Genomic DNA, 21123 nt, shown 5'->3' with positions numbered 1-21123 from the left:
AATGATGAAACCTTTCTTTTTGCCCATTCTGTATACGGATATACCAATAATAAGCATAAAAAACAACTCGATCGTAAGAAAAGACATATTTGTTTTTACAGCAAAATTAATAGAAATACTATCTAAACTTGAAAATGGACTGAAAAAAGCAAAAATATATTTGGCGATTCCCCCTATCTATTATGAAGTTGCAGGACAAGCAAAATTTAAAGATAAAATGACGCAATTTTTAGAAAAAGAAACAGATCAGTTTCCTGGTCTAATTGATATTTGGATGAAATGGGACCAAAGTGTTAACAAAAGCTTGCGCAGTATGATCAGTCAAGAAAAAATTGAACTTCTGGCGGTGCCTGTAACAGGGGCAATTTTGCCGTTTATTGCAACTTCTGCAGGCATTCAAGCACATATTCGTGAAGGATTATCGATATTGGAAAGTTGTTTCTCGGTCCGTCCGCGAGGATTTTGGTTTCCAAAAGGAGCATTTGAGCCTGGGCTTGACCTTTTTCTTATGAATGAGGGAATTCAATACAGTTTTATCAATGAAAATACGATTAAATTTGCCGACCCGACACCCTCGGGAAATGGAAAGAAACCGATACGCTCTCCGCACGGTCTAATATTTTTTCCGATACAGAAAGTGGTAAAGCAAGGAGGAATTTCTGTCGGACCAAGTGACTCCGACTTTTCTATTTATAAATCAAGTCAAGTGTTTGTGGCAGCCGAAAACATATTATCAGATGAAATAGCTGACTTTATTGATTTCGCAAAAAATATGGCGATCAACTCATCCGTTTCGATGGAAGCTTCCAAATTTCTAACAGAATTCGGGAAAACAGCGGAAACAGTTCATATTTGTTCTTCTTTTTCAATAACTGAAAGCAGTTCACCGCTCATTTCGAAAGAATCAATAATTTTGGAAGAAAGCTTTTTGATCGAAACAGAAATTAAAAAGATGGGAAGGTTAATTGAAAATTCTTTTGAAAAAAGAATATTGAAACAGATGATTAAGCATTGGCTTTTGTTATCAGGTTCAGCAGCGGATAGCGGGCAAGCAGAAGAGGCGGCGAAAGAGCAAATATTATCCTTTTATAAATTAAAAGAAATATTGACTGGCAAAAGGCAGGCTGATGAACTGGATGAAATGGAAAATTCGGATTCATTTTTAGAAAACCTTTCATTAAAGGGATGGATCAATAAAGCAAAAAGCAATCTATCAATGGAATCAAAAAGTCAAGGCTTGAAAATTTTAATGCAGACATGGGAGTTTCCTCCGAACATTGTTGGAGGACTTTCCAGACATGTTCACGGACTTTCGGAAAGTCTTGCAAAATTAGGTTATGAAATTCATGTGCTCACCGCACAGACTGCTGATCTTCCTTCTTTTGAAAAGCGAAATGGGGTTTTTATCCACAGGGTAGCCCCATTAAATGAAAAGGATCATGACTTTTTAGCATGGGTGGCAGGGCTTAATTTGGCGATGGCAAACAGAGCAAGAGAGCTCGCTGCTGTTCATGATTTTCATGTTATACATGCCCATGACTGGCTCGTTGGTTCTGCTGCAGTTTCCTTAAAGACTTTTTTAAATATTCCGTTAATCACAACAATGCATGCTACCGAACACGGAAGAAATAATGGAATTTATACAGACATGCAGCACTTTATTCATAAGAAAGAAGAACTTCTCCTTCAAGCATCCGATCAAATTATTGTTTGCAGTGAACATATGAAGGATGAATTGAAGAATGTATTTAATACTAGTGAAGAAATGATAGCGATTATTCCTAATGGTGTATTTAAACAAGAAGAACAATTAAATTTGCATGGATTATTGGATGAACTTCCGGTTTTTCCTGAAAGAAAAATGGTATTTTCAATTGGAAGAATGGTAAGAGAAAAAGGTTTTGATACAATTATTGAAACTGCAATAAAAATGAAAGCAAGAAGTGATGAACTTTATTTTGTAATTGCCGGGAAAGGTCCTCTGTTAGAAGAATACCGGCAAAAGGTTAGAGACAATGGGATGGAAAATTTTGTGTATTTTATTGGTTTTATCCAGGATGAACAGCGGGATGCACTTTTAACGCAATGTGAAGCAGCTGTTTTTCCAAGTCTTTATGAACCTTTTGGCATTGTTGCTCTTGAGGCCATGAGTTTTGGCAAACCAACCATTGTTTCCGAAACCGGCGGATTAAGAGGCATTATTCAGCCGTACAAAACAGGTCTATTTATGGATCCCGGAAATCCGTTTAGCTTATTACAGCAACTCCATTTTGTACTTGAAGACAGGAAAAGAGCAAAAGAAATCGGTGAAAACGGCCGGAAAGTTGTTGAAAGTCTATTCAGCTGGATGAGAATTGCTGAAGAAACGAAAAGAACGTTTGAGGATGTTTTGTTAAATACGAAGATATAAGATATAGAGTGATTTCAGAAAATCCGGATCAACTGAGAATTCTTTAAGAAAAAACTCTAACTACAAATAGAAGGGGTGAAAAGGATGAAAGGGTTAATCATATCAGGGGGTAAAAGAGAAAGATTAAAACTTAGAATGATTCCAGGGTTGTGGATAGAAGGAAAAACATATTGGGCTCAGCATGATTTTGGAAGATTCATTCAAGAAAAAGATGTTTCGTTTGAAATAAAGAGAACAGACCTGCAATCTGAAATTTGTTTATATGACATCATGATCACGAATCATTCTTTAGATGTAAAGGAAGTAAAGCTGTTAATGATGTATAGCAATGAAAGTATATTGAATGATCAACTTGCATTTGTTTCTCCGTCAGAAAAAGTCATCTTTCATCATGTCAATAAAAAGATGTATTTAATTAACGGCAAAACAAACGGAAATGGAATAGAATCAACTACCGTTCATCCAATTTGGACTGTTCCAGCTGAAAACATATGGAGCTGCGAGAAAAAAGGCATTCTTCGCTATATGCCTTTAGCGAAAGGAACGGTTGCAAGTATTTTTTCTCTCAACTTGATTTTGCATGGACATGAGACACAATATGCAAGTTCATGGGTTATTTACGGCAATGAAAGGAAAAAGCTTATTAACTTGAACAATGCACTTTTAAAAACACACTAGCAATTCCTTTTAAAAAGTGGTATTATAGAAAAGTCGTATGAACGAACTAGTTTTCACAGGTTGGAGGGAGTAAAACATGCGTGTGAACATAACATTAGCTTGCACTGAATGTGGAGATCGTAACTATATTTCTACAAAAAATAAACGCAATAATCCTGATCGTCTTGAGCTAAAAAAATATTGCCCAAGAGAAAAGCGCACTACTTTACATCGTGAAACAAAATAAGCAGCGGGGATACCTGCTGCTTTTTTGTTGCTAAATTCGGGAGAGATGATAATGGAAACGAAGCAAATGATCCGAAAAGCAGTAAAAGCGAAACTCGCAAATATACAAAAACCTGAATACGAAGATAAGTCTTATCAAATCGCACAAACGTTATTCTCAGATCCGTATTGGAAAGATGCAAAAACAGTTGCCATTACTGTGTCTAATCCGCCTGAAGCAGACACGCTGCAAATTATCAGAAAAGGATGGGAACTCGGAAAAAAGATCGCAGTTCCAAAATGCATTCCCGAAAGTAAAGGGATGGTTTTTCGTACCTTAACACGTTTTTCCGAACTTGAATCAAGTTTTTTCAATTTATATGAACCGATTGAAGGCCTAACAGAAGCTGTCAGCGCCAATGAAATTGACCTTATGATTGTTCCCGGGGTCGCTTTTACGTACGATTGTTATAGGATTGGACACGGAGGGGGTTATTATGACCGCTATTTAACAAATTTCAACGGAAAAACGGTTTCTCTCGCATTTGAAGAGCAGTTGATTGATCGCTTTCAAGTTGAAGAACATGATATTCCTGTCATGAAACTGATTACCGATAAAAAGGTTATTGAGTTAAATAGAGGAAAAAGGTTCTAATCACTTTACAGGATAAAAACTTCCCTTCTTTCTTAAAATAAGAACGGAGGGATGAAATGTGATAAGAATGCTTACATCTATATTAATGATAGGAACTGTGGTGTATCTTGTTTATCAAAACCGGTATCGGTTGATTAATCTGCTTTTTGGAAACTCTTTTATTCGCCGTCTTTTAATAAAAATATTTATGAATGTTCCGGGTGTAAAGAATAAAATCATTCAATCAGTTTTCCCAAGTAACAGACAGTATTAAAAAGGCCGAACAGGTCTTTTTATTTTTATGATAAGTACATTCAAAGATACTCAAATCTTATATTAAAGTTATTGTATTCTTTGGTTTATAATATTTTTAATAAGGAAAAAATGCATGAAAGTAATTTTCAACGATCGAATATTTTGCAAAACATAATTCTTAGGCATAAGAGATGAATAGCAGAAAGTAGGGGGAAAGTTGAGTTTTCGAGAGGATTTTCTTTTTTGGAGGTTGGCACACTGTCTCATTTCGAAAAAACAGTATAGGGTCATTCAATTATCCGCTGACCAAAAGGAGCTTTGGCTTGAAAAACTGGAGAATAAACAGGCTCAGACCATAAGATTGTTAAGATATGATGTTGATTGGAGCAATTGGATGCAGAGAGATATCGAATTAACTGCAATGAACGGTGAAAGAATTAGAAAACAGCTTGGTCTGAGACATCTTTCTGTTGTCAATGTGTATGTAACCCCTTATCCGCCTGTAGACGATTACCGATTCCGGATTGAAAAACCTTTTACAAGTCCGCATAGTGATCGAACAATGGTTACGACATTTTTAATTGAAAAAAATAATACCGAAAGTTCTCTACAAAATCTCGAACATTATTTTCACGAATCATTATTTTTTGACTTAAAAGATGACTATACGGAAGGCGAAATTGAAGCAGTGAAAGCTTCTGCATTGCTTGCAGCTAAAGCAAATTCGAAAGCTGAAAAAGATGTTTTCAGTAACGGGAAGCCGTTCTTTACATATATTTTTATGCTTTTGCAAATTGCTGTATTTTTGTTATTGACGGTAAACGGAGGAAGCACGAATACGTCAACGCTCATTCGATTTGGGGCAAAATTTAATCTTTTAATCATTGAGGGAGAATGGTGGCGCTTTTTTACTCCTATTTTTCTTCATGTTGGACTGCTCCATTTATTGATGAATACGCTCTCTTTATACTACCTGGGGACAGTTGTCGAGCGACTATATGGAAATGTCCGGTTTTTGCTTATTTATTTGTTTGCCGGATTTGCTGGGTCGCTTACCAGCTTTGTTTTCAGTCCAAGCTTATCTGCAGGTGCCAGCGGGGCCATTTTTGGCTGTTTTGGAGCATTGCTTTATTTTGGGGTCATTCATCCCGGTCTATTTTTTCGGACAATGGGGATGAATATACTCGTTGTACTAGGAATTAACCTGGCATTAGGGTTTACGCTTCCAGGGATAGATAATGCCGGTCACATCGGGGGTCTAATTGGCGGTTTTTTAGCTGCCGGAATTCTTCATTTTCCTGGAAAAAAGAAAATATTATTTCAAGGATTATTTCTTGTACTTGCTTTTTTTGCTGCAACCGGTTTATTAAAGTATGGATATGAAGGAGCGGCCCACAATGTTGATGAGCAGTCTGTTCTCGTCCTAGCCCAAGAGTACATCGAATCAGAAAACTATGATAAAGCTTATGAGCTGTTAAATAATTATGCAAATGTAAACAGACCGACGGAAAATCTTTATTTTCTTTTGTCATATACGGAGATAAAGTTGGGAAATGTCAATGATGCCAAGGAACATTTGCAAAAGGTCATTGAAATGAAACCGGATTTTCATGAAGCGCATTTCAATCTTGCGTTAATTTATTTTGATGAAAATAATATAGAAGCAGCGCGTAATCATGCTGAAAATGCAGTCAGGATAAAACCTGATCAAAAAGAATATAAAGCCTTATTGCGAAAAATTAACGGCTCCGGGGAATCTGCTGGCGAAGCATAATCGGTTCCCCGTCACCAGTTTCCGTTACGGTGAGTAAATGGGATTTATTTTTTGCCAGCAAAATAAGAGGGACGATGCTGCCTTCCGGTTCAACGACGGTGCCGTCTCTTTTTTTAATTCCTAGGAAATAATTTTTATATAACCCTTCCCATAAGTTTCCAAGTATTCGCTCTGTCTCATGTTTCGTAAATCCCGGCAAGGGACGGTTATTGTATTCGATTAATTTTGTCAATGGAATTGTGATATATTGATCACGCTTTATCATAAAATGTTCGATTGCGTTTGTCCAGCTTGAATCCAGATCTTGATTCGTAATCTTGTCAATTGTGGTTTTCCATTCCGTTTCTTCGTTTGTTCCCGGAGTCCGAAAAGAATGTAACGGACTCAATGATGAATGAATGACATACAAATTGTCCGCTGACATCGTTTGGGCGCTAAAGATTTGTTCGTTATCATAATGGATTTCGGCATGATGAAATGAAACTGCTTCTAAATGGCTGCTGTCATTATCATTAATGATTTGTTCTTGGAAAAGATACGCTGTATTTTGTTTCCACTTTCCCATTTTCCCCTTTAATCGACCGTTAGCAAATAAGAAGCCAATATCCTGTCGTAAATAAGCCTCCCGTTCAAGTGTTGACTCAATCTTCCAAGCGACAGAATACCGATCCTGTTTTTTTTCATCCAACAAATCCAATTTTGTAGAAGCATTCAAAAAGACTACTTTAGGATCAATCGGAAAAAAGGTAATGCTCTCTTTTACCTGCTGTGGACGATTTAGGAGAATTATTGATACAGTGATAACAAATATCGTGATAAAAAGAAATATATGTTTCCTCATTATAAAACCCTCTTTTATAACAGAATTGGAGCTATGGTTTGTCCCTAATATTGAATATATATGACAGGCCAGCCGCAATATGTTTACTTGAGCCGTGTTTTTGTTTGGATTATACTTTATTAGTGAAGGAAATTGTCTTAATTTGAGATTTAGAGGTATTTGAAATGAAATCAATCTACGATATTCAACAGTTGTTGATGAAATACGGCTCGCTGATTTATATCGGGGACAGGCTGGCTGATTTGGAATTAATGGAAACCGAATTAAAAGAACTTTACCAGTCGCAGCTTATTGAGACAAAAGAGTTCCAATCAGCACTTTTGCTATTAAGAAATGAAATCGAAAGAGAAAAAGACAAAAAGCTGAAAAGAAAAAAGGGTGAGGAACATGGCTGAAAAGTGGATTGCCGGGGTAGATCTGGGTGGCACGACGACAAAACTTGCATTTATTTCAATTAATGGTGAAATTCTTTACAAATGGGAAATCCCGACTGACAAATCTGAGAGCGGAAAAAAAATTACTACCAATATTGCAAAAACGATTGATCAAAAACTGGATGAACTCGGCCAGCCAAAAAGCAAGCTGATTGGAATCGGAATGGGAGCACCGGGTCCTGTAAATTTAACAACAGGAATCATATACGAAGCTATAAATCTAGGATGGGAAAATGATTATCCTTTAAAAGATTTATTGGAAGCGCAAACATCTCTTCCGGCTGTAATTGACAATGATGCTAATTGCGCTGCGCTAGGAGAAATGTGGAAAGGGGCCGGTAACGGAGCAAAAGACTTAGTTTGTGTAACGCTCGGAACTGGTGTTGGCGGAGGTGTAATCGCCAACGGAGATATCGTCCAGGGCATCAGCGGCGCTGCCGGTGAAATAGGACATATTCCTTCAATACCAGTAGGAGGAGTTCCGTGCAATTGCGGAAAAACGGGTTGCCTTGAAACAATTGCCTCGGCAACAGGCATTGTCCGTATCGCAAATGAAAAACTTGCCGAAAACGAAAATACAGGGGAGTTGGCAGAAAGAAAAGCGCAAAAGGGTGCGATTACAGCAAAGGATGTTTTTGATTGTGCGCGCAATCAAGATCCGCTTGCCAATGAAATCATCGGTGAGGTAGCTTATCACCTCGGTTTAGCGCTTGCCAGTTCAGCAAACACCCTTAATCCTCAAAAGATCGTTTTAGGCGGCGGTGTTTCGAAAGCCGGTGAAGTACTTTTAAAGCCAGTCAAAGATTATTTTAAAAAGTTTGCATTTCCAAGAGTGGCCGTATCAACCGAAATTTTGCTTGCAACTCTTGGAAATGATGCAGGTGTTATTGGAGCAGCCTGGCTCGTTAAGAATAAAATTGACCAAATGTAATGGGAGCTGGCTCATAAGGGTCTGACTTCCTCCGACAATGACAATATATAGCATGTTTATTTGGTGTTTGTCTATATGTTGTATCGGAGGGGTCTGGCCCTTATTTGTTTACTGAAAATTCTTCAAAGGATTCAGACGGATATAAAAAATGGACGGACATGAAACTTTTTTTCGTTTCAAGCGTCTATTTATTTAGGTATACGAATATGGCTAATTTATAATTTTATATTCATAGTCTTAAGGGTGAATTGATTTTTTGTAAAAAAAGTATTAAGATATTGTATAATTGTTTGCCAAAAAATTGATATACATAAAAAAGTCCACATCTGTCCATGTAACAGGGAGGGGAATAAAGATGCGTAAATTTAAGTGGTCAAAGGTATCGTTGATAGCGATTGCAACGGTTCTTCTTTGGCTTAAAACGTACATCGTCTATAAAACTAGTTTTGAAATAAAAATTGAAAACTGGAAACAGGAATTTATACTATTTATTAATCCGTTAAGCTTCCTGTTATTCATTTTTGGCATAAGTTTATTTTTAAAAGAAAAAAACCAAAACCGGTATATCTTGATTACTAGCTTTCTAGTTTCTTCTGTTTTGTTTGCAAACGTTGTGTTTTACCGGTTTTTTAATGATTTCCTGACCATTCCGGTCTTGTTTCAAACAAGCAATATGAGTGATCTTGGAAGCAGTGTAAATGAATTGCTGAATTTAAGCGACTTATTGTATTTTTCTGACTTTTTTATTCTCTTTTTAATAGTCAAATTCAAACCAAAATTTGTTGGCTCCCGAAAGTATTCAAAGGTAGACAGACGCGCATACTTTTTAATTGCAATTGCTATTGCTTTCTTTAATCTGGGCCTTGCAGAAACTGAACGCCCCCAGCTTTTGACACGGACGTTTGACCGTGAAATGCTTATAAAAAATATTGGGACTTACAATTATCATATTTACGACGCTTTTCTTCAGTCAAAATCTTCTGCTCAGCGAGCGTTTGCTGACGGCAGTGAATTAGCGGATATCGATAACTATATTCGTGCTAATTATAAGCTGCCGAATGATGATATGTTTGGTATTGCGAAAGGAAAAAATGTCATTTTAGTTTCGATGGAATCTACACAAAACTTCGTGATTAATCGAACAGTGAATGGCCAGGAAATTACGCCGTTCCTAAATGATTTTATTAAAGAAAGCTATTACTTTGATAATTTCTATCACCAAACAGGCCAGGGGAAAACATCCGACTCTGAGTTTATCGTTGAGAATTCACTTTATCCATTAAGCCGGGGAGCAGTTTTCTTTACCCACTCAGGAAATGAATATAAAGCTACTCCGGAAATTCTGAATGAGCACGGATATTTTACTGCATCTTTGCATGCGAACAACAAAAGTTTCTGGAACCGGGATATTATGTATAAATCGCTTGGCTATAAGCGCTTTTATGATATGAACGACTATGAAATCAGTGAGGAAAATTCAGTTGGCTGGGGCTTAAAGGACATGGATTTCTTTGAACAGTCCGTACAGCACCTAAAAGAAATGCCAAAGCCCTTTTATGCAAAATTGATTACATTAACGAATCATTTCCCGTTTGAGTTAGAGAAAGAAGATATGTTAATTGAGCCGTATACTTCAAATGATAAGACGGTAAATAATTATTTTACTACGGTTCGTTACCAAGATGAAGCTTTAAAGCACTTTATCCAAAAATTAAAAGATGAGGGGCTTTATGAAGACTCGATTATAATTCTTTATGGAGATCATTATGGCATTTCAGAAAACCATAATAAAGCGATGAGTGAATACCTGGGACAGGAGGTAACTCCATTTGTCAGCACACAGCTGCAAAGGGTTCCGCTCATTATTCATATTCCCGGACATAAAGGCAAAACGATTTCAACTGTTTCAGGGCAAATCGACTTAAAACCGACAATTCTGCACTTGCTTGGAATTGATACAAAACAAGACATTCAATTTGGTGCAGATTTATTCTCTAAGAATAAAATGGATTTTACGGTTTTAAGAGATGGAAGCTTTATTACGAAAGACTATATATATACGCGTGAAACATGCTATGATAAGGCAACAGGTGAACCTGCAGCAAATAAGAATGCATGTGAACCGTATATGGAAAAAGCAAAAAACGAGCTCGAATACTCTGATAAAATTATTTATGGAGACTTATTGCGGTTCTATGAAAAAACAGAGTATCGAAATAAAGATAAAGACAAAAATAAAAATAGCTAAAGTTGAAGAGGCTGACTCAAATCCGAAAGATCAGACCTCTCCAATACAATATATAGACAAACATTAATAAGTCCGTTCTATATATTGACATTGTTGGAGGGAGTCAGATCCTTATGAGTAAGCCTCTTTTTTTGATTCTATTGTAATAATTTTTTGAATGAAAAAAGAAAAGAAGAAAGTAATTTTTTTCTTTTATCATCATAGATTTCTTAATGATGGAAGGAGGGGAAACATGAATGTTCGAGTGCGTTCCGGTGATTCTTTTTGGTACTATAGCCAGCTATTTCGAATTCCACTGAGTTTAATAACAGATTCCAATCCTGATATTGACCCCGCAAAGTTACAGGTTGGGCAGGAAATAAGAATTCCGGGTTTTATTGCAAGATCCTATAAGATAAAAAAAGGCGATACATTTTGGAAGCTTTCCGCAACCGGCAACGTGTCGGTCGATGCCTTGTTACTCTTAAATCAAGATGTTAATCCTAATCAGTTAAAGGTGGGAGAGCACATTCTTTTGCCTGTCAGAGTAACCTCCCCTGTTGTAAACGGAAAGAGAAACTATGATTATCAAGCTTTGCAAGCTGATATAAATCAATTAAAAGAAATTTATCCTTTTATTTATAGTAACTCGATAGGAAAAAGCGTGCTTGGATTGCCCATCCAACAAATAAGGCTCGGGAATGGACAAAAAAAGATTCAAATAAATGCTTCATTCCATGCGAATGAATGGATCACAACTTCGATTCTAATGAGCTATTTAAACACTTACCTTCTTTCTTTAACAAATTCAACCTCGATTAGAGGGATATCTACCCTTCCTCTTTATAATAGTGTTGAATTAACGCTGATTCCCATGGTCAATCCGGATGGAGTCAATTTAGTTTTAAACGGGCCTCCGAGAGAATTAAGGGATAGTATCATTAAAATGAATAATGGCAGCACCAATTTTAACGGCTGGAAGGCAAATATACGCGGCGTAGACCTTAATAATCAATATTTGGCAAAATGGGAAATTGAAAAAGAGAGAAAAAACCCGAAAGCTCCTGCACCAAGAGATTATCCGGGTGATGCCCCGCTTACAGAACCGGAGGCCATTGCAATGGAAAACCTGGCCCGAAGCTTTAAATTTGACAGAATGCTTGCACTCCATACACAAGGGAAAGAATTTTATTGGGGATATGAAGGATTTGAACCACCTGAATCGAAAAGATTGGCAGATGAATTCGAAAGGGTCAGCGGATATAAAGCGGTTTGCTACATTGACAGCCACGCAGGTTATAGAGATTGGTTTATCCAGGAATTTCGCCGCCCCGGTTTTACAATTGAATTAGGAGAGGGTGTTAACCCATTGCCGCTTTCTCAATTCGATGAAATTTATGAGGATGTTTTGGGTATTTTTCTTGCAGCTTTATATATGTAGACTTGTTTTTTTTCAAATAACTTTATAAAATGAATAAGCGTTGCAAAAATCACCTTTAACGGTTGGTATCGAAAAGATCATATTTATAAAACATAATTTTAAATAAGGGTCTGACTCCCTCTAAAAAGATAATATATAGAATCTTTACATTATAGTTTGTCTATATATTTGTATTTGAGGGGTCTGGCCCTGTTTTCTATTCACATGAAATTGAAACATTTTAAAGAACATTACGTACAGATAGATAGTTCAAAAAAAGGTGATGTGGAAATGAAAAGTTTGCAAAAAAAAACAATAAGAAATAAAAGCGTGTTTTTGCTTATCGTATTCATTTCCATATTTACGATTTTTGGATGTTCATTCGAATCAAATAAAGAAAAGCAAAACGATATAAAACAGACTGACAATTTGCCTAAAGAAACACCTGAAGGAGGCTATGATATCATTCCCCTTGAAATTCCTGAAGGTGAATTTGATAAAGCAATCGGTTGGCTGGACAATAAAACGATCGTCTACATATCAACTGTACAGCAAGGGTCGAATGTTTATAAATATCATCTACCTACAGGGCGCAGCACTTTATTATATAAGAGTGATTCACCGATTGTAACAGTATATATCAGTCCCTCCCGTGAACGAATCTTAATCCATTCTTCCCTTTCTTCATACGAGGGAATGATTAAAATATTGACAGAAGAAGGCGAGGAATTAGTTTCTGAAACAATCAAATCTTATGAGCTCGCTTTTGAATGGAACCCTTATAATGAAAATTTCCTTCTTGTGTCATCATTTACGGAGGAGTGGGATTTTCATACTTACATTTTAAACATAGAAGACAAAGAATTATCCGAGTTTCAGCTTGCAGAGCCATTTGCAAGCTGGCTGACAGAAGACGAGTTGATCTATTTGGACTGGGATGCAGACCATCCTTCACTTTTAGCTCCTTTAAAAAAGGTGAAATATGGAAACCGAAAAATCGAAATAATCATGACAGATCTCTTTCAAGCTAAAGCTTTTAAGGATAATATTATGACAATCAGGCTCTCACATGAGTCAGATAATATGGGCGTATATGATTTTTATTCAAATGAATTGAAATTAAGTTCGAGTTTTAGTGTTCCATTGTTATCCAGTTATTCCGATTGGCTTGTTCCTTACTTTGAATTTCATCCTGAAAATAAGCGCTTTTATACTTTCAGGCCTCGATCCAGCGGCGGCGCAGATACTTATACAGGTGGTTTTGAATTCATCTATTTTGACATTGAAACAGGAAAAGAAACAATTATTTTGGAAAACGGGGAAAATGAACCGGTCAGTTGTTCACCCGAAGGGACATTGTGCTTATATGGCTATCAACTTGAAAAATTTATTGATGTAAAAAATAGTCTTGTTTTTTCGATTTTAAAGAATGGCCGTTAATATGTCATTCAGAAAAAAAAACTGCCCGGCATAGGCAGTCTTTTTCAAAACTAATTTTTAGTGCGCAACAGGAATACCGTGATGGATTGCAGTCATGATTGTAAACCAGCCGATTACAGCAAAAGTACCCCCAGCAAAAATGAATCCAAGGAAATTTTTGTTTCGCAGTGTGCTATAAGTTGCATAACCGGCAAGCAATGTTACTAAACCAAAAATAATAACAAGTCCCATTATGAAGCCCCCTTTACTGTATAGTTATCAGCAAATGCCGTAAAACGTTTGCTATAACGATTTTGGAACTTATATGTATTCACAAATGTAAAGTTCAAATTATATTTTATCTTTTTTTCGCTAATTTGTCGAGGTCTAAAAATGAAGCTTCTATGTCATATACTTGACAAAGCTTCGATCTCGATCATAAATTTCATTTTTGCGTGTTCCTTTTTTTCATTAACTTATTAATAGTGTAAAATAGAGATTGTATTCCAGCAATTGGAGGTGCTCTAATGGAATGGTTTCAACTTTCTCTAGGACCTTTGCAGACAAACTGCTATATTGTTTACAATCAGAAAAAAAATTGTTTGATTTTTGATCCTGGAGAAGAAGCCGAAAAATTAATAAAGTTTATTAAAGAGAAAGGCTTAAAGCCGCAAGCGATTATGATTACTCATGCTCATTTTGACCATATCGGGGCTCTTGATTACATAAGAGATAAATTTAAGGTTCCCGCTTATATTCATGAAAAAGAGGCGAAATGGCTAATTGATCCGGCACTCAACGGTTCTCAATTTTTTATGTTAGGAAAGATGGTCAGAATGAAACCGGCAGATCATATTTTGACAAGTGAAGGAAAGATGAGTGTAGGAGATTTTTCCTTTCATGTTTATGAAACCCCGGGGCATTCTCCTGGAAGTGTTTCATTTTATTTTGAAGATGAGGGCTTTGTTGTTGCAGGCGATGCTTTGTTTAATGGCAGCATTGGAAGAACGGATTTGCCTGGCGGAAACCATGAACAATTATTGAAAAGTATTCATGATAAATTGTTAACTCTGCCGGAAGAAACAATTGTACTTCCTGGGCATGGACCTGATACTGATATCGGCCGTGAAATGGATTCGAATCCATATTTGCATGGGTTTTGATCGACTGTTTTTTTATTTCCTGTATATTCAAGAAAAAAAATACGAAATGATTGTTTAATTGATCTGATCAAAATAGAAAAACCCTTCTCACCGGAGAAGGGTTTTTCTGGGGGATGTTCTATTCTCATAATGGGAGGGGATATAGTTAAGCTACTACACTAACAATATGATAAAGTAAACACTATGTCAATAGTGAAAATTAAAAAGGAGGCAATATGTTTCAATATCTTAAGAAGCTGATTCAAAGCAAGCCTGAAAAAATGATTTCATATGCACAATATATTGCCGAGGCCCTTTATCATCCCGAACATGGTTATTATATGAGAGAGAGCGAAAAAATCGGACGTCACGGAGATTTCATAACAACAAGCAATATTTCCGATATATATGGAAGAGCGATTGCTAAATGGTATAGAAAACTTGTTCGAGAATTTGATTTGCCTGCTTCTGTATGCGAGATTGGTGCCGGGAACGGCAGATTTGCAAAGGCATTCCTGGAAGAATGGAAACGGGAGCATCATTTGCCACTTCATTATTTTATCGTAGAAGCAAGCCCGTACCATTTAAAAAAACAAAGAGAGCTTCTCAGAAATTTTCCAAATGTAAAACAAATACCCAGCCTTCGGGAAATAAAACCTTTTAAGGGTATGGTATTTTCGAATGAGTTATTTGACGCTCTTCCTGTACATGTCGTCGAAAGAAATGACGGAAAGTTATATGAGATCATGGTTGGAGTTGAACACAATGAACTACTGGAAAAAAAGGTACCGCTCAAAAATGAACAAATCTTTCGTTTTCTAAAAAAAAATCAAATTGTGCTGAACGAAAATCAACGAATCGAAATCCCGCTTGAAATGGAACGAATGTTAGCCGGGATCTCAAATATGATGGCACAGGGATTAGTCGTAACTTCAGATTACGGGTATACAACCGACGAATGGCTGGAGCCTTACAGAAGGAATGGAAGTTTAAGGGGATATTACAATCATACGATGTTTCATAATGTGCTCAACAATCCGGGAGAAATGGATATTACAAGTCATGTTCACTTTGATGCTTTTATAAAAAAAGGAGAGAAACTAGGTTTACGATTTCTTATAAAACAAAGGCAGGATGAATTTCTTGTCGCGATTGGATTATTAATGCAGCTTGAAGAAAATTATGATCCGAACCCATTCTCTGAAACGAGCAAACGAAACCGGGCAATCCGAAGTCTGATTTTGCCGGATGGGATGAGCGGATCCTTTCATATCATTATTCAACAAAAAAATCTTCATTTATTACCCGATCAGCTTTTTAAATTCAACAAAAAAAGCAATGGATAACTTCCATTGCTTTTTTTCTGTCCAGATTCTCTTGATTAATGGCCGCCGGCGCCGGGTACCATCATAAAAGTCGTCCAATAGGTGAACCCTGCAAAGAAAATGGTTAGGTATGCACCAAAGATATACATATACATACGCTCGGACAGTTTTAAGTAGCTTAACAATAAGAAAAATCCTGTTTGACCGAAGAAAATCAGGGACGTTGTATACATGTCTCCTAAATAGAACATGACAGCGAAGATTCCAGTCCAAAATCCCAAAACTCTGTACATACGGTCCATATGTATCCCTCCTTTAACCAAACAAGTCCATCAATACAATATTATAAATGAACTGTAAATGAAAAGTAAATAACCGTTTCCATTTAGTTTGTGACAATTGCCTGATATGTGCAAGACTTGCAACCGCTGAACATATTTTCTTTTTCAACGAATACAACTGAATCAAACAGACTTTCAAACATTCCCTTTAAAAATTCATAATGCATGCTGCACACGATCTCGGAGTTATTAACCGCTATTTCTTTGAATGGACAATTATAAATTTGAAAATAAATTTTAGTTTTTTCTTCATTCACTTCAAACTCAGGATTAAAGCCTGCCACGGTTGCTGCATTTTTAAGTATATTCAGCTTTTGTTCAAAATTTAATCTTTCTCCTCTTTGGGAAGCCTTTGCAATTTGCTGTTCGATCAATTCTGTTCCAAATTTTTTTCCGGTCATATAAAGTGCTTTCTTCCCTTCTTCGCCGAGAGAAAGCATAGTTTGTATTGCCACTTTCGCCAAAAGCTGATAATCACGATATGGGAAATGCAACTGAATAACGTCGTCGGATATACGGTAATATCTGCTCGGCCTGCCTCCCTTGCCTGTTTTTTTTGTTTCAGAAACAAGCATGTTAACATCTTCAAGCTTGGATAAGTGAAGCCTTGCAACGTTTGGATGAATATTAAAGCCATCTGCAATTTCCTGAACGGTAACTTCATGATGATGTTTCGTAATGTATTGATAAATGTAATATCGTGTTGGATCGGATAAAACATTTGTAATGCGTAATGTTTGTTCCACGTATGTTCACCTCGGGGCCAATATCGTTACTTCCATTATAATAAAGCCATAAAAACATTGGAATGAGGTTAACACTGTTAACACTATAATTTTAGAAAATGTTCACAAATTAATGGCTAAACATTGAACAATTACTGGGCTAGCTGGATTCGAACCAGCGCATCACGGAGTCAAAGTCCGTTGCCTTACCGCTTGGCTATAGCCCAATCAAATAATAATATTTTTCGTCGTTACCAAGCTGCAGTATTTATTGTTTGAAAAAGGAAATTATTTATTCAAAAAAATTTGCCGATTGAGAAGGAATTGCAGGGAAACTTGTCGAAGTATTAATCAACTAAATATAAAGGTGGTGCATTACATTGTGAATTCAATAAATCGTCTGGCTGACAGAATTATAAGAGATGCTGTCCGAAATCAAGCAACAGACATTCACATTATCCCAAGAAAAAAAGATACCCTCATTCAGCTTCGAATGGGCAACCGGCTAGTCCCAAGACTTTACCTGCCTAAAGAAGAATGTGACAGACTCATATCTCATTTTAAATTTACGGCGTTAATGGATATCGGAGAAAGAAGACGTCCCCAAAGCGGAGCTTTTTCCTTCTTAGTTGATGGTGAGACAATCGGACTTCGTTTATCCACCCTTCCTGCAAACAGCAGTGAAAGTCTTGTCATCCGTATTCTTCCTCAGCAAAAGCAAATCCCTTTTTATCAATTATCCTTATTTCCAAGTATTACACGAAAATTATTGGCGCTTCTTAAACATGCTCATGGACTAATTATTTTCACCGGACCTACTGGAAGCGGCAAGACAACTACTCTTTATTCACTCCTTAATGAAACTTCCCATTTATTTAATCGAAATGTAATTACGTTAGAGGACCCTATCGAAAAAGATGCTGAATCCGTTCTGCAAGTGCAAGTAAATGAAAAAGCGGGTGTATCTTATGCTGCCGGGTTAAAAGCTATATTGCGGCATGACCCTGACATTATCATGGTAGGAGAAATAAGAGATGCGGAAACAGCAAAAATTGCCGTACGGGCTTCTTTAACGGGGCATCTTGTATTGAGCACAATGCACACAAGGGATGCGAAAGGAGCGATATACAGACTGATGGAATTTGGTGTAAATTGGCTTGAAGTAGAACAAACGCTCGTAGCGATTACTGCCCAGCGGCTTGTCGAATTAACCTGTCCGTTTTGTGAAGGAGATTGTTCTCCTTACTGCTTTTCATACGGAAGATGGAAAAGAGCCAGTGTTTTCGAAATTTTGCACGGCAGGGCTCTATCTTCTGTTATGAGAAAAGCAAATGGAGAAGAATGTGAAGTTTCTTACCCGACGTTAAAGGAGGTTATCAGAAAAGGGATTGCACTTGGCTATATTAAGGAATCAGAATATGAGAGATGGGTATATGATGAAGATTCGCTCTAAATGGAAGGTTGAAGAACAAGCTTTGTTTTTAAAACGGACAGGTGAACTTCTTGCAAGGGGATATCCGTTATCAGAAGCAATTGAATCGATGTCTTTCTATCTGCAAGGAAATAAAAAAGAACAAATTGAAGAATGCCTCATTGATTTAAAGGAAGGTTATCCTCTATATGAAACTCTTTCAAAGCTGAATTTCAATAAAAACTTAATAGGATATGTTTATTTTGCCGAGAAGCATGGTGGGTTGTCTGAAGCTTTTCTTGACGGAAGCAATATGGTCTTAAAAAGAGAAAAAGATCTTAAAAGGCTCATCAGGCTTCTATATTACCCTCTTTTGTTAATGTCAGTTACTTTGTTCCTGTTCATTTTTGTCGAAAGAATACTGCTTCCTAAGTTTACTTCTCTTTTTCAAACAATGCAGCTGCAAATGAACTTTTTTACAAGAATTGTATACTTTTTAGGCGATGCCGGACCGATAGTTTTTCTTGTTTTCTTCAGTCTTCTTCTCCTAACCTCTTTTTACTATTATTCGTATTTCCGCAAAAAAAATCAGCTTGTACAAAAACGATCTATTGTTCGACTTCCACTTGTCGGCCCCGTATTTAGACTTCTTTATACTCACTATTTTTCCGTTCAATTCAGTTATTTGTTGACCGGGGGTATTTCTGTTTTTGAAGCATTAAGCTTATTTGAAAATAATATGAGGCAGCCGTTCTATAAAGAAGTCGGAACTGAAATTAAAAAAAGGCTAACAACAGGGGAGAGGCTAGAAACGATCTTGGCTTCTTTGCCGTTTTTTGAGCATGAGCTATCGAGAATTGTAAAACACGGCCAGGATAACGGCAAACTCGGGCAGGAGCTTTACTTTTTTAGCCAATATTGCTTGACAAAATTAGAGACATTAACAGAAAGATGGCTGAAAATTATACAGCCGTTCCTTTATAGCATCATTGGATTGATGATTGTCTCGATGTATTTGGCTGTCTTGTTGCCAATGTTTCACTTACTTGATGGATTTTAGAAAGGAGAAAATCAAAATGAAAAATGAAAAAGGTTTTACGTTAATAGAAATGTTGATTGTTTTGCTCGTCATTTCGATTTTGTTAATTATTACGATCCCAAATATTACAAAGCACAACGACAATATTAACAATAAAGGCTGTGAAGCATTTGTAAAAATGGTTCAGGCCCAAGTCCAGGCATACGAAATTGAAAATAAAGTGTATCCGCAAACTTTAAATGACCTGATTTCAAAAGGTTATCTGAATCCAAAAGAAGATAAATGTCCGAACGGAAAAGAAATTACAATTACGAACGGTGTCGTAGCTGTGAAGGAAGGCTCCTCATGAGAAATGCCGAAAGAGGTTTTACCTTGGCAGAAGTATTGCTTGTATTGTCTATATTCCTCATAATTTCTTCTTTCGCCGTTTTCACGGTAAAACCCCATTATGATTTTATTGAAAAAACACTTTTTTTCACCCGTTTAAAAGCTGATCTTTATTATGCTCAGCAATATGCAATTTCACACCAGCGGCAAATTCAAGTATTCTTCTTGCCTGATGAGCATCGTTATTTAGTTCACGATTATCTAAACGGAAAGATCATCATTGAAAGATCCTATTCAAAACTCATTAAAGTTAGAGAAGGTTCGTTAAAACTGTCTTTCAAATTCACGTATGACGGGAAAATCGACCGTTTTGGATCCATTTATATCACAATTGGGAAAGAAAAATACCGTATGACTTTTTTGCTTGGCGAGGGGCGATTTTATGTTACGAAAGATACGAGTGAGTGAAGGTTTTTTTCTCGGAGAGCTTCTTTTATCTTTATCAATTTGGCTTCTTGCTATTGGTTTTTTGCTCCCGTTTGTCATGAAGCTTTCGGACCAATCTACGAAAGTAAGGATGGAAACTGGAGCAGTCCATCTTCTTTATGAAGAAGTGCAGGCCAAAATAGCAGATGGATCCGTTCCTGGAAATAAAACCGTTAACAGATACGGATATGAATACGATATTATTTGGAAGAATGATAGAGAGGTGTGTATAAAATTTGCGGAAAGGTTTCAGCATCCAGTCGAAAAATGCGAAGCGATTGAATAATAAAGGATATACGATGGCAGAGATGTTGTTCGCTTTTTCGATATTTTGCATTATTGTTTCCTTTGTACCTATTTTTTACAAGATTGTCATTCATGAAGAAAGCTTGAATAAGCGTTTGGAAATGATGGAATGGGAAGTTTTTGCCAGCCAAGTAAAAAAAGAAATAAGAATGAGCGATCGTCTTCAAATTAGCGGAAGCAAACTATTTTTGGAAAAGGACGGGAAACTCATTTTATATGAAATGTATGGAGATAACTTGAGAAGAAGGGTTGATTTTTTAGGCCATGAAGTTTTGCTGCAACAGATTCGATCCATTCATTTTGATAAGCTCCAAAATGGCGTCCAAATTACTGTTACGGATAAAGGAGGAGCGGAGAAAACAACGTCAATTCGCTCTTTTATTGAAATGGAGGTTGTAGAATGATCAAAAATGAGCATGGTTTTACTTTTCCGTTGTCATACAGCTTATTTCTTGTATTGTCTGTTTTTTTACTCATTCATGCAGAACAATATCTTTCTGAAAAAAAACTTTTGCAAGAAACAGAAAGCATTTTGAAGCAAGAATATTACATGATGAGTTCGGTCAAAAAAATGGAAGCGATGCTGCAAGAAAATCCGTATCTTCAGTCGGGGGGAATCTTTCAATATACGAATGGAAAAGTGTATTATAAAGTAAACCATGTAACGAACAGTATCATTCAAGCCGCTTTCGAATTAAAACTCGATTCCGGGGAGGAGTTTCACGGATTTTGTTTCTATGACAAAGACCTTATGAAAATGATAAAATGGGTAGAAAAAAACTGACAGGGGTTAT

The 21123-nt window shown here is 36.6% G+C and carries 24 protein-coding genes and 1 tRNA gene; 20 read left to right on the top strand and 5 right to left on the bottom strand.

Annotated elements, in window-relative coordinates; genetic code table 11:
• The first annotated feature begins 1 nt into the window (after window position 1).
• The 6 genes from PB1_RS13960 to PB1_RS13935 all read left to right on the top strand — a co-directional run bounded on the left by PB1_RS13960 (window position 2) and on the right by PB1_RS13935 (window position 5955).
• Window positions 2–2410, top strand: coding sequence for a glycosyltransferase (locus PB1_RS13960; RefSeq protein ID WP_155816459.1), 2409 nt, complete (start codon window positions 2–4; stop codon window positions 2408–2410).
• An 84-nt stretch (window positions 2411–2494) separates the two neighbouring features.
• The gene (locus PB1_RS13955) at window positions 2495–3088 is read left to right on the top strand and encodes a hypothetical protein (protein WP_004437867.1); all 594 of its coding nucleotides are present in this window, start codon (window positions 2495–2497) and stop codon (window positions 3086–3088) included.
• Between the two features lie 76 nt (window positions 3089–3164).
• Window positions 3165–3314, top strand: coding sequence for a 50S ribosomal protein L33 (gene rpmG, locus PB1_RS13950; RefSeq protein ID WP_004435679.1), 150 nt, complete (start codon window positions 3165–3167; stop codon window positions 3312–3314).
• A gap of 51 nt (window positions 3315–3365) precedes the next feature.
• Entirely contained in the window at window positions 3366–3947 is a 582-nt protein-coding gene (locus PB1_RS13945; RefSeq protein WP_004437865.1) for a 5-formyltetrahydrofolate cyclo-ligase, read from the top strand.
• A 67-nt stretch (window positions 3948–4014) separates the two neighbouring features.
• Window positions 4015–4200 carry a hypothetical protein gene (locus PB1_RS13940; RefSeq protein ID WP_034645665.1) on the top strand — a complete coding sequence of 62 codons (186 nt, stop codon included), beginning with the start codon at window positions 4015–4017 and terminating at the stop codon, window positions 4198–4200.
• Between the two features lie 198 nt (window positions 4201–4398).
• Window positions 4399–5955: a rhomboid family protein gene (locus PB1_RS13935; protein ID WP_004437860.1), complete on the top strand. Its 1557-nt coding sequence runs from the start codon at window positions 4399–4401 to the stop codon at window positions 5953–5955.
• On the opposite strand, the gene PB1_RS13930 is transcribed toward PB1_RS13935, so the two are convergent.
• Entirely contained in the window at window positions 5921–6796 is an 876-nt protein-coding gene (locus PB1_RS13930; protein WP_004437856.1) for a hypothetical protein, read from the bottom strand. The genes PB1_RS13935 and PB1_RS13930 overlap by 35 nt on opposite strands.
• A gap of 164 nt (window positions 6797–6960) precedes the next feature.
• Between PB1_RS13930 and PB1_RS13925 the strand changes: the two genes are divergently transcribed.
• The 5 genes from PB1_RS13925 to PB1_RS13905 all read left to right on the top strand — a co-directional run bounded on the left by PB1_RS13925 (window position 6961) and on the right by PB1_RS13905 (window position 13248).
• Window positions 6961–7191 carry a YqgQ family protein gene (locus PB1_RS13925; protein ID WP_004437851.1) on the top strand — a complete coding sequence of 77 codons (231 nt, stop codon included), beginning with the start codon at window positions 6961–6963 and terminating at the stop codon, window positions 7189–7191.
• Window positions 7184–8161 (top strand): ROK family glucokinase, encoded by a 978-nt coding sequence (locus PB1_RS13920; RefSeq protein WP_004437848.1) that lies wholly within the window; start codon window positions 7184–7186, stop codon window positions 8159–8161. Before PB1_RS13925 ends, PB1_RS13920 begins: the two co-directional genes overlap by 8 nt.
• 355 nt (window positions 8162–8516) lie before the next feature.
• Window positions 8517–10409 (top strand): LTA synthase family protein, encoded by a 1893-nt coding sequence (locus PB1_RS13915; RefSeq protein ID WP_004437845.1) that lies wholly within the window; start codon window positions 8517–8519, stop codon window positions 10407–10409.
• 232 nt (window positions 10410–10641) lie between these two features.
• Window positions 10642–11829 carry a M14 family metallopeptidase gene (locus PB1_RS13910; protein ID WP_004437843.1) on the top strand — a complete coding sequence of 396 codons (1188 nt, stop codon included), beginning with the start codon at window positions 10642–10644 and terminating at the stop codon, window positions 11827–11829.
• A gap of 270 nt (window positions 11830–12099) precedes the next feature.
• A complete protein-coding gene (locus PB1_RS13905) occupies window positions 12100–13248 on the top strand; it encodes a YqgU-like beta propeller domain-containing protein (protein ID WP_034645395.1) in 1149 nt (382 codons plus the stop codon).
• A 57-nt stretch (window positions 13249–13305) separates the two neighbouring features.
• Here PB1_RS13905 and PB1_RS17185 read toward each other — a convergent pair whose 3' ends face one another.
• Window positions 13306–13479 carry a DUF2759 domain-containing protein gene (locus PB1_RS17185; RefSeq protein ID WP_004437837.1) on the bottom strand — a complete coding sequence of 58 codons (174 nt, stop codon included), beginning with the start codon at window positions 13477–13479 and terminating at the stop codon, window positions 13306–13308.
• 275 nt (window positions 13480–13754) lie between these two features.
• Between PB1_RS17185 and PB1_RS13895 the strand changes: the two genes are divergently transcribed.
• Entirely contained in the window at window positions 13755–14390 is a 636-nt protein-coding gene (locus PB1_RS13895) for an MBL fold metallo-hydrolase (protein WP_004437835.1), read from the top strand.
• A 215-nt stretch (window positions 14391–14605) separates the two neighbouring features.
• Window positions 14606–15715: a class I SAM-dependent methyltransferase gene (locus tag PB1_RS13890; protein ID WP_004437833.1), complete on the top strand. Its 1110-nt coding sequence runs from the start codon at window positions 14606–14608 to the stop codon at window positions 15713–15715.
• Between the two features lie 35 nt (window positions 15716–15750).
• On the opposite strand, the gene PB1_RS13885 is transcribed toward PB1_RS13890, so the two are convergent.
• The 3 genes from PB1_RS13885 to PB1_RS13875 all read right to left on the bottom strand — a co-directional run bounded on the left by PB1_RS13885 (window position 15751) and on the right by PB1_RS13875 (window position 16987).
• Window positions 15751–15996, bottom strand: coding sequence for a DUF2626 domain-containing protein (locus tag PB1_RS13885; protein WP_004437830.1), 246 nt, complete (start codon window positions 15994–15996; stop codon window positions 15751–15753).
• Between the two features lie 83 nt (window positions 15997–16079).
• Window positions 16080–16781: a helix-turn-helix transcriptional regulator gene (locus PB1_RS13880; RefSeq protein WP_004437827.1), complete on the bottom strand. Its 702-nt coding sequence runs from the start codon at window positions 16779–16781 to the stop codon at window positions 16080–16082.
• A gap of 134 nt (window positions 16782–16915) precedes the next feature.
• Window positions 16916–16987: transfer RNA gene (locus PB1_RS13875), tRNA-Gln, on the bottom strand.
• 155 nt (window positions 16988–17142) lie between these two features.
• Between PB1_RS13875 and comGA the strand changes: the two genes are divergently transcribed.
• From comGA to comGG, 7 genes are read left to right on the top strand one after another with little or no spacing between them, the layout of a single operon-like run.
• Window positions 17143–18213, top strand: coding sequence for a competence type IV pilus ATPase ComGA (comGA, locus tag PB1_RS13870; RefSeq protein WP_004437823.1), 1071 nt, complete (start codon window positions 17143–17145; stop codon window positions 18211–18213).
• Window positions 18194–19231 carry a competence type IV pilus assembly protein ComGB gene (comGB, locus tag PB1_RS13865; protein WP_004437820.1) on the top strand — a complete coding sequence of 346 codons (1038 nt, stop codon included), beginning with the start codon at window positions 18194–18196 and terminating at the stop codon, window positions 19229–19231. Before comGA ends, comGB begins: the two co-directional genes overlap by 20 nt.
• Before the next feature lie 16 nt (window positions 19232–19247).
• Window positions 19248–19559, top strand: coding sequence for a competence type IV pilus major pilin ComGC (gene comGC / locus PB1_RS13860; protein WP_004437815.1), 312 nt, complete (start codon window positions 19248–19250; stop codon window positions 19557–19559).
• Entirely contained in the window at window positions 19556–20005 is a 450-nt protein-coding gene (gene comGD, locus PB1_RS13855; protein ID WP_004437813.1) for a competence type IV pilus minor pilin ComGD, read from the top strand. Before comGC ends, comGD begins: the two co-directional genes overlap by 4 nt.
• Window positions 19980–20309 (top strand): hypothetical protein, encoded by a 330-nt coding sequence (locus tag PB1_RS13850; RefSeq protein ID WP_004437811.1) that lies wholly within the window; start codon window positions 19980–19982, stop codon window positions 20307–20309. Before comGD ends, PB1_RS13850 begins: the two co-directional genes overlap by 26 nt.
• Window positions 20260–20733, top strand: coding sequence for a competence type IV pilus minor pilin ComGF (gene comGF, locus PB1_RS13845; protein ID WP_238533135.1), 474 nt, complete (start codon window positions 20260–20262; stop codon window positions 20731–20733). The genes PB1_RS13850 and comGF overlap by 50 nt, the downstream gene beginning before the upstream one ends.
• Window positions 20730–21113: a competence type IV pilus minor pilin ComGG gene (comGG, locus tag PB1_RS13840; RefSeq protein ID WP_004437806.1), complete on the top strand. Its 384-nt coding sequence runs from the start codon at window positions 20730–20732 to the stop codon at window positions 21111–21113. The genes comGF and comGG overlap by 4 nt, the downstream gene beginning before the upstream one ends.
• The last annotated feature ends 10 nt before the right edge of the window (window positions 21114–21123 follow it).

It is taken from the genome of Bacillus methanolicus PB1 (genome assembly GCF_000262755.1).
GTDB classification, from domain to species: Bacteria; Bacillota; Bacilli; order Bacillales; family Cytobacillaceae; genus Bacillus_Z; species Bacillus_Z methanolicus.
Note: the sequence above shows the minus strand (reverse complement) of the source record. Positions and strands in the feature narration are given on the sequence as shown.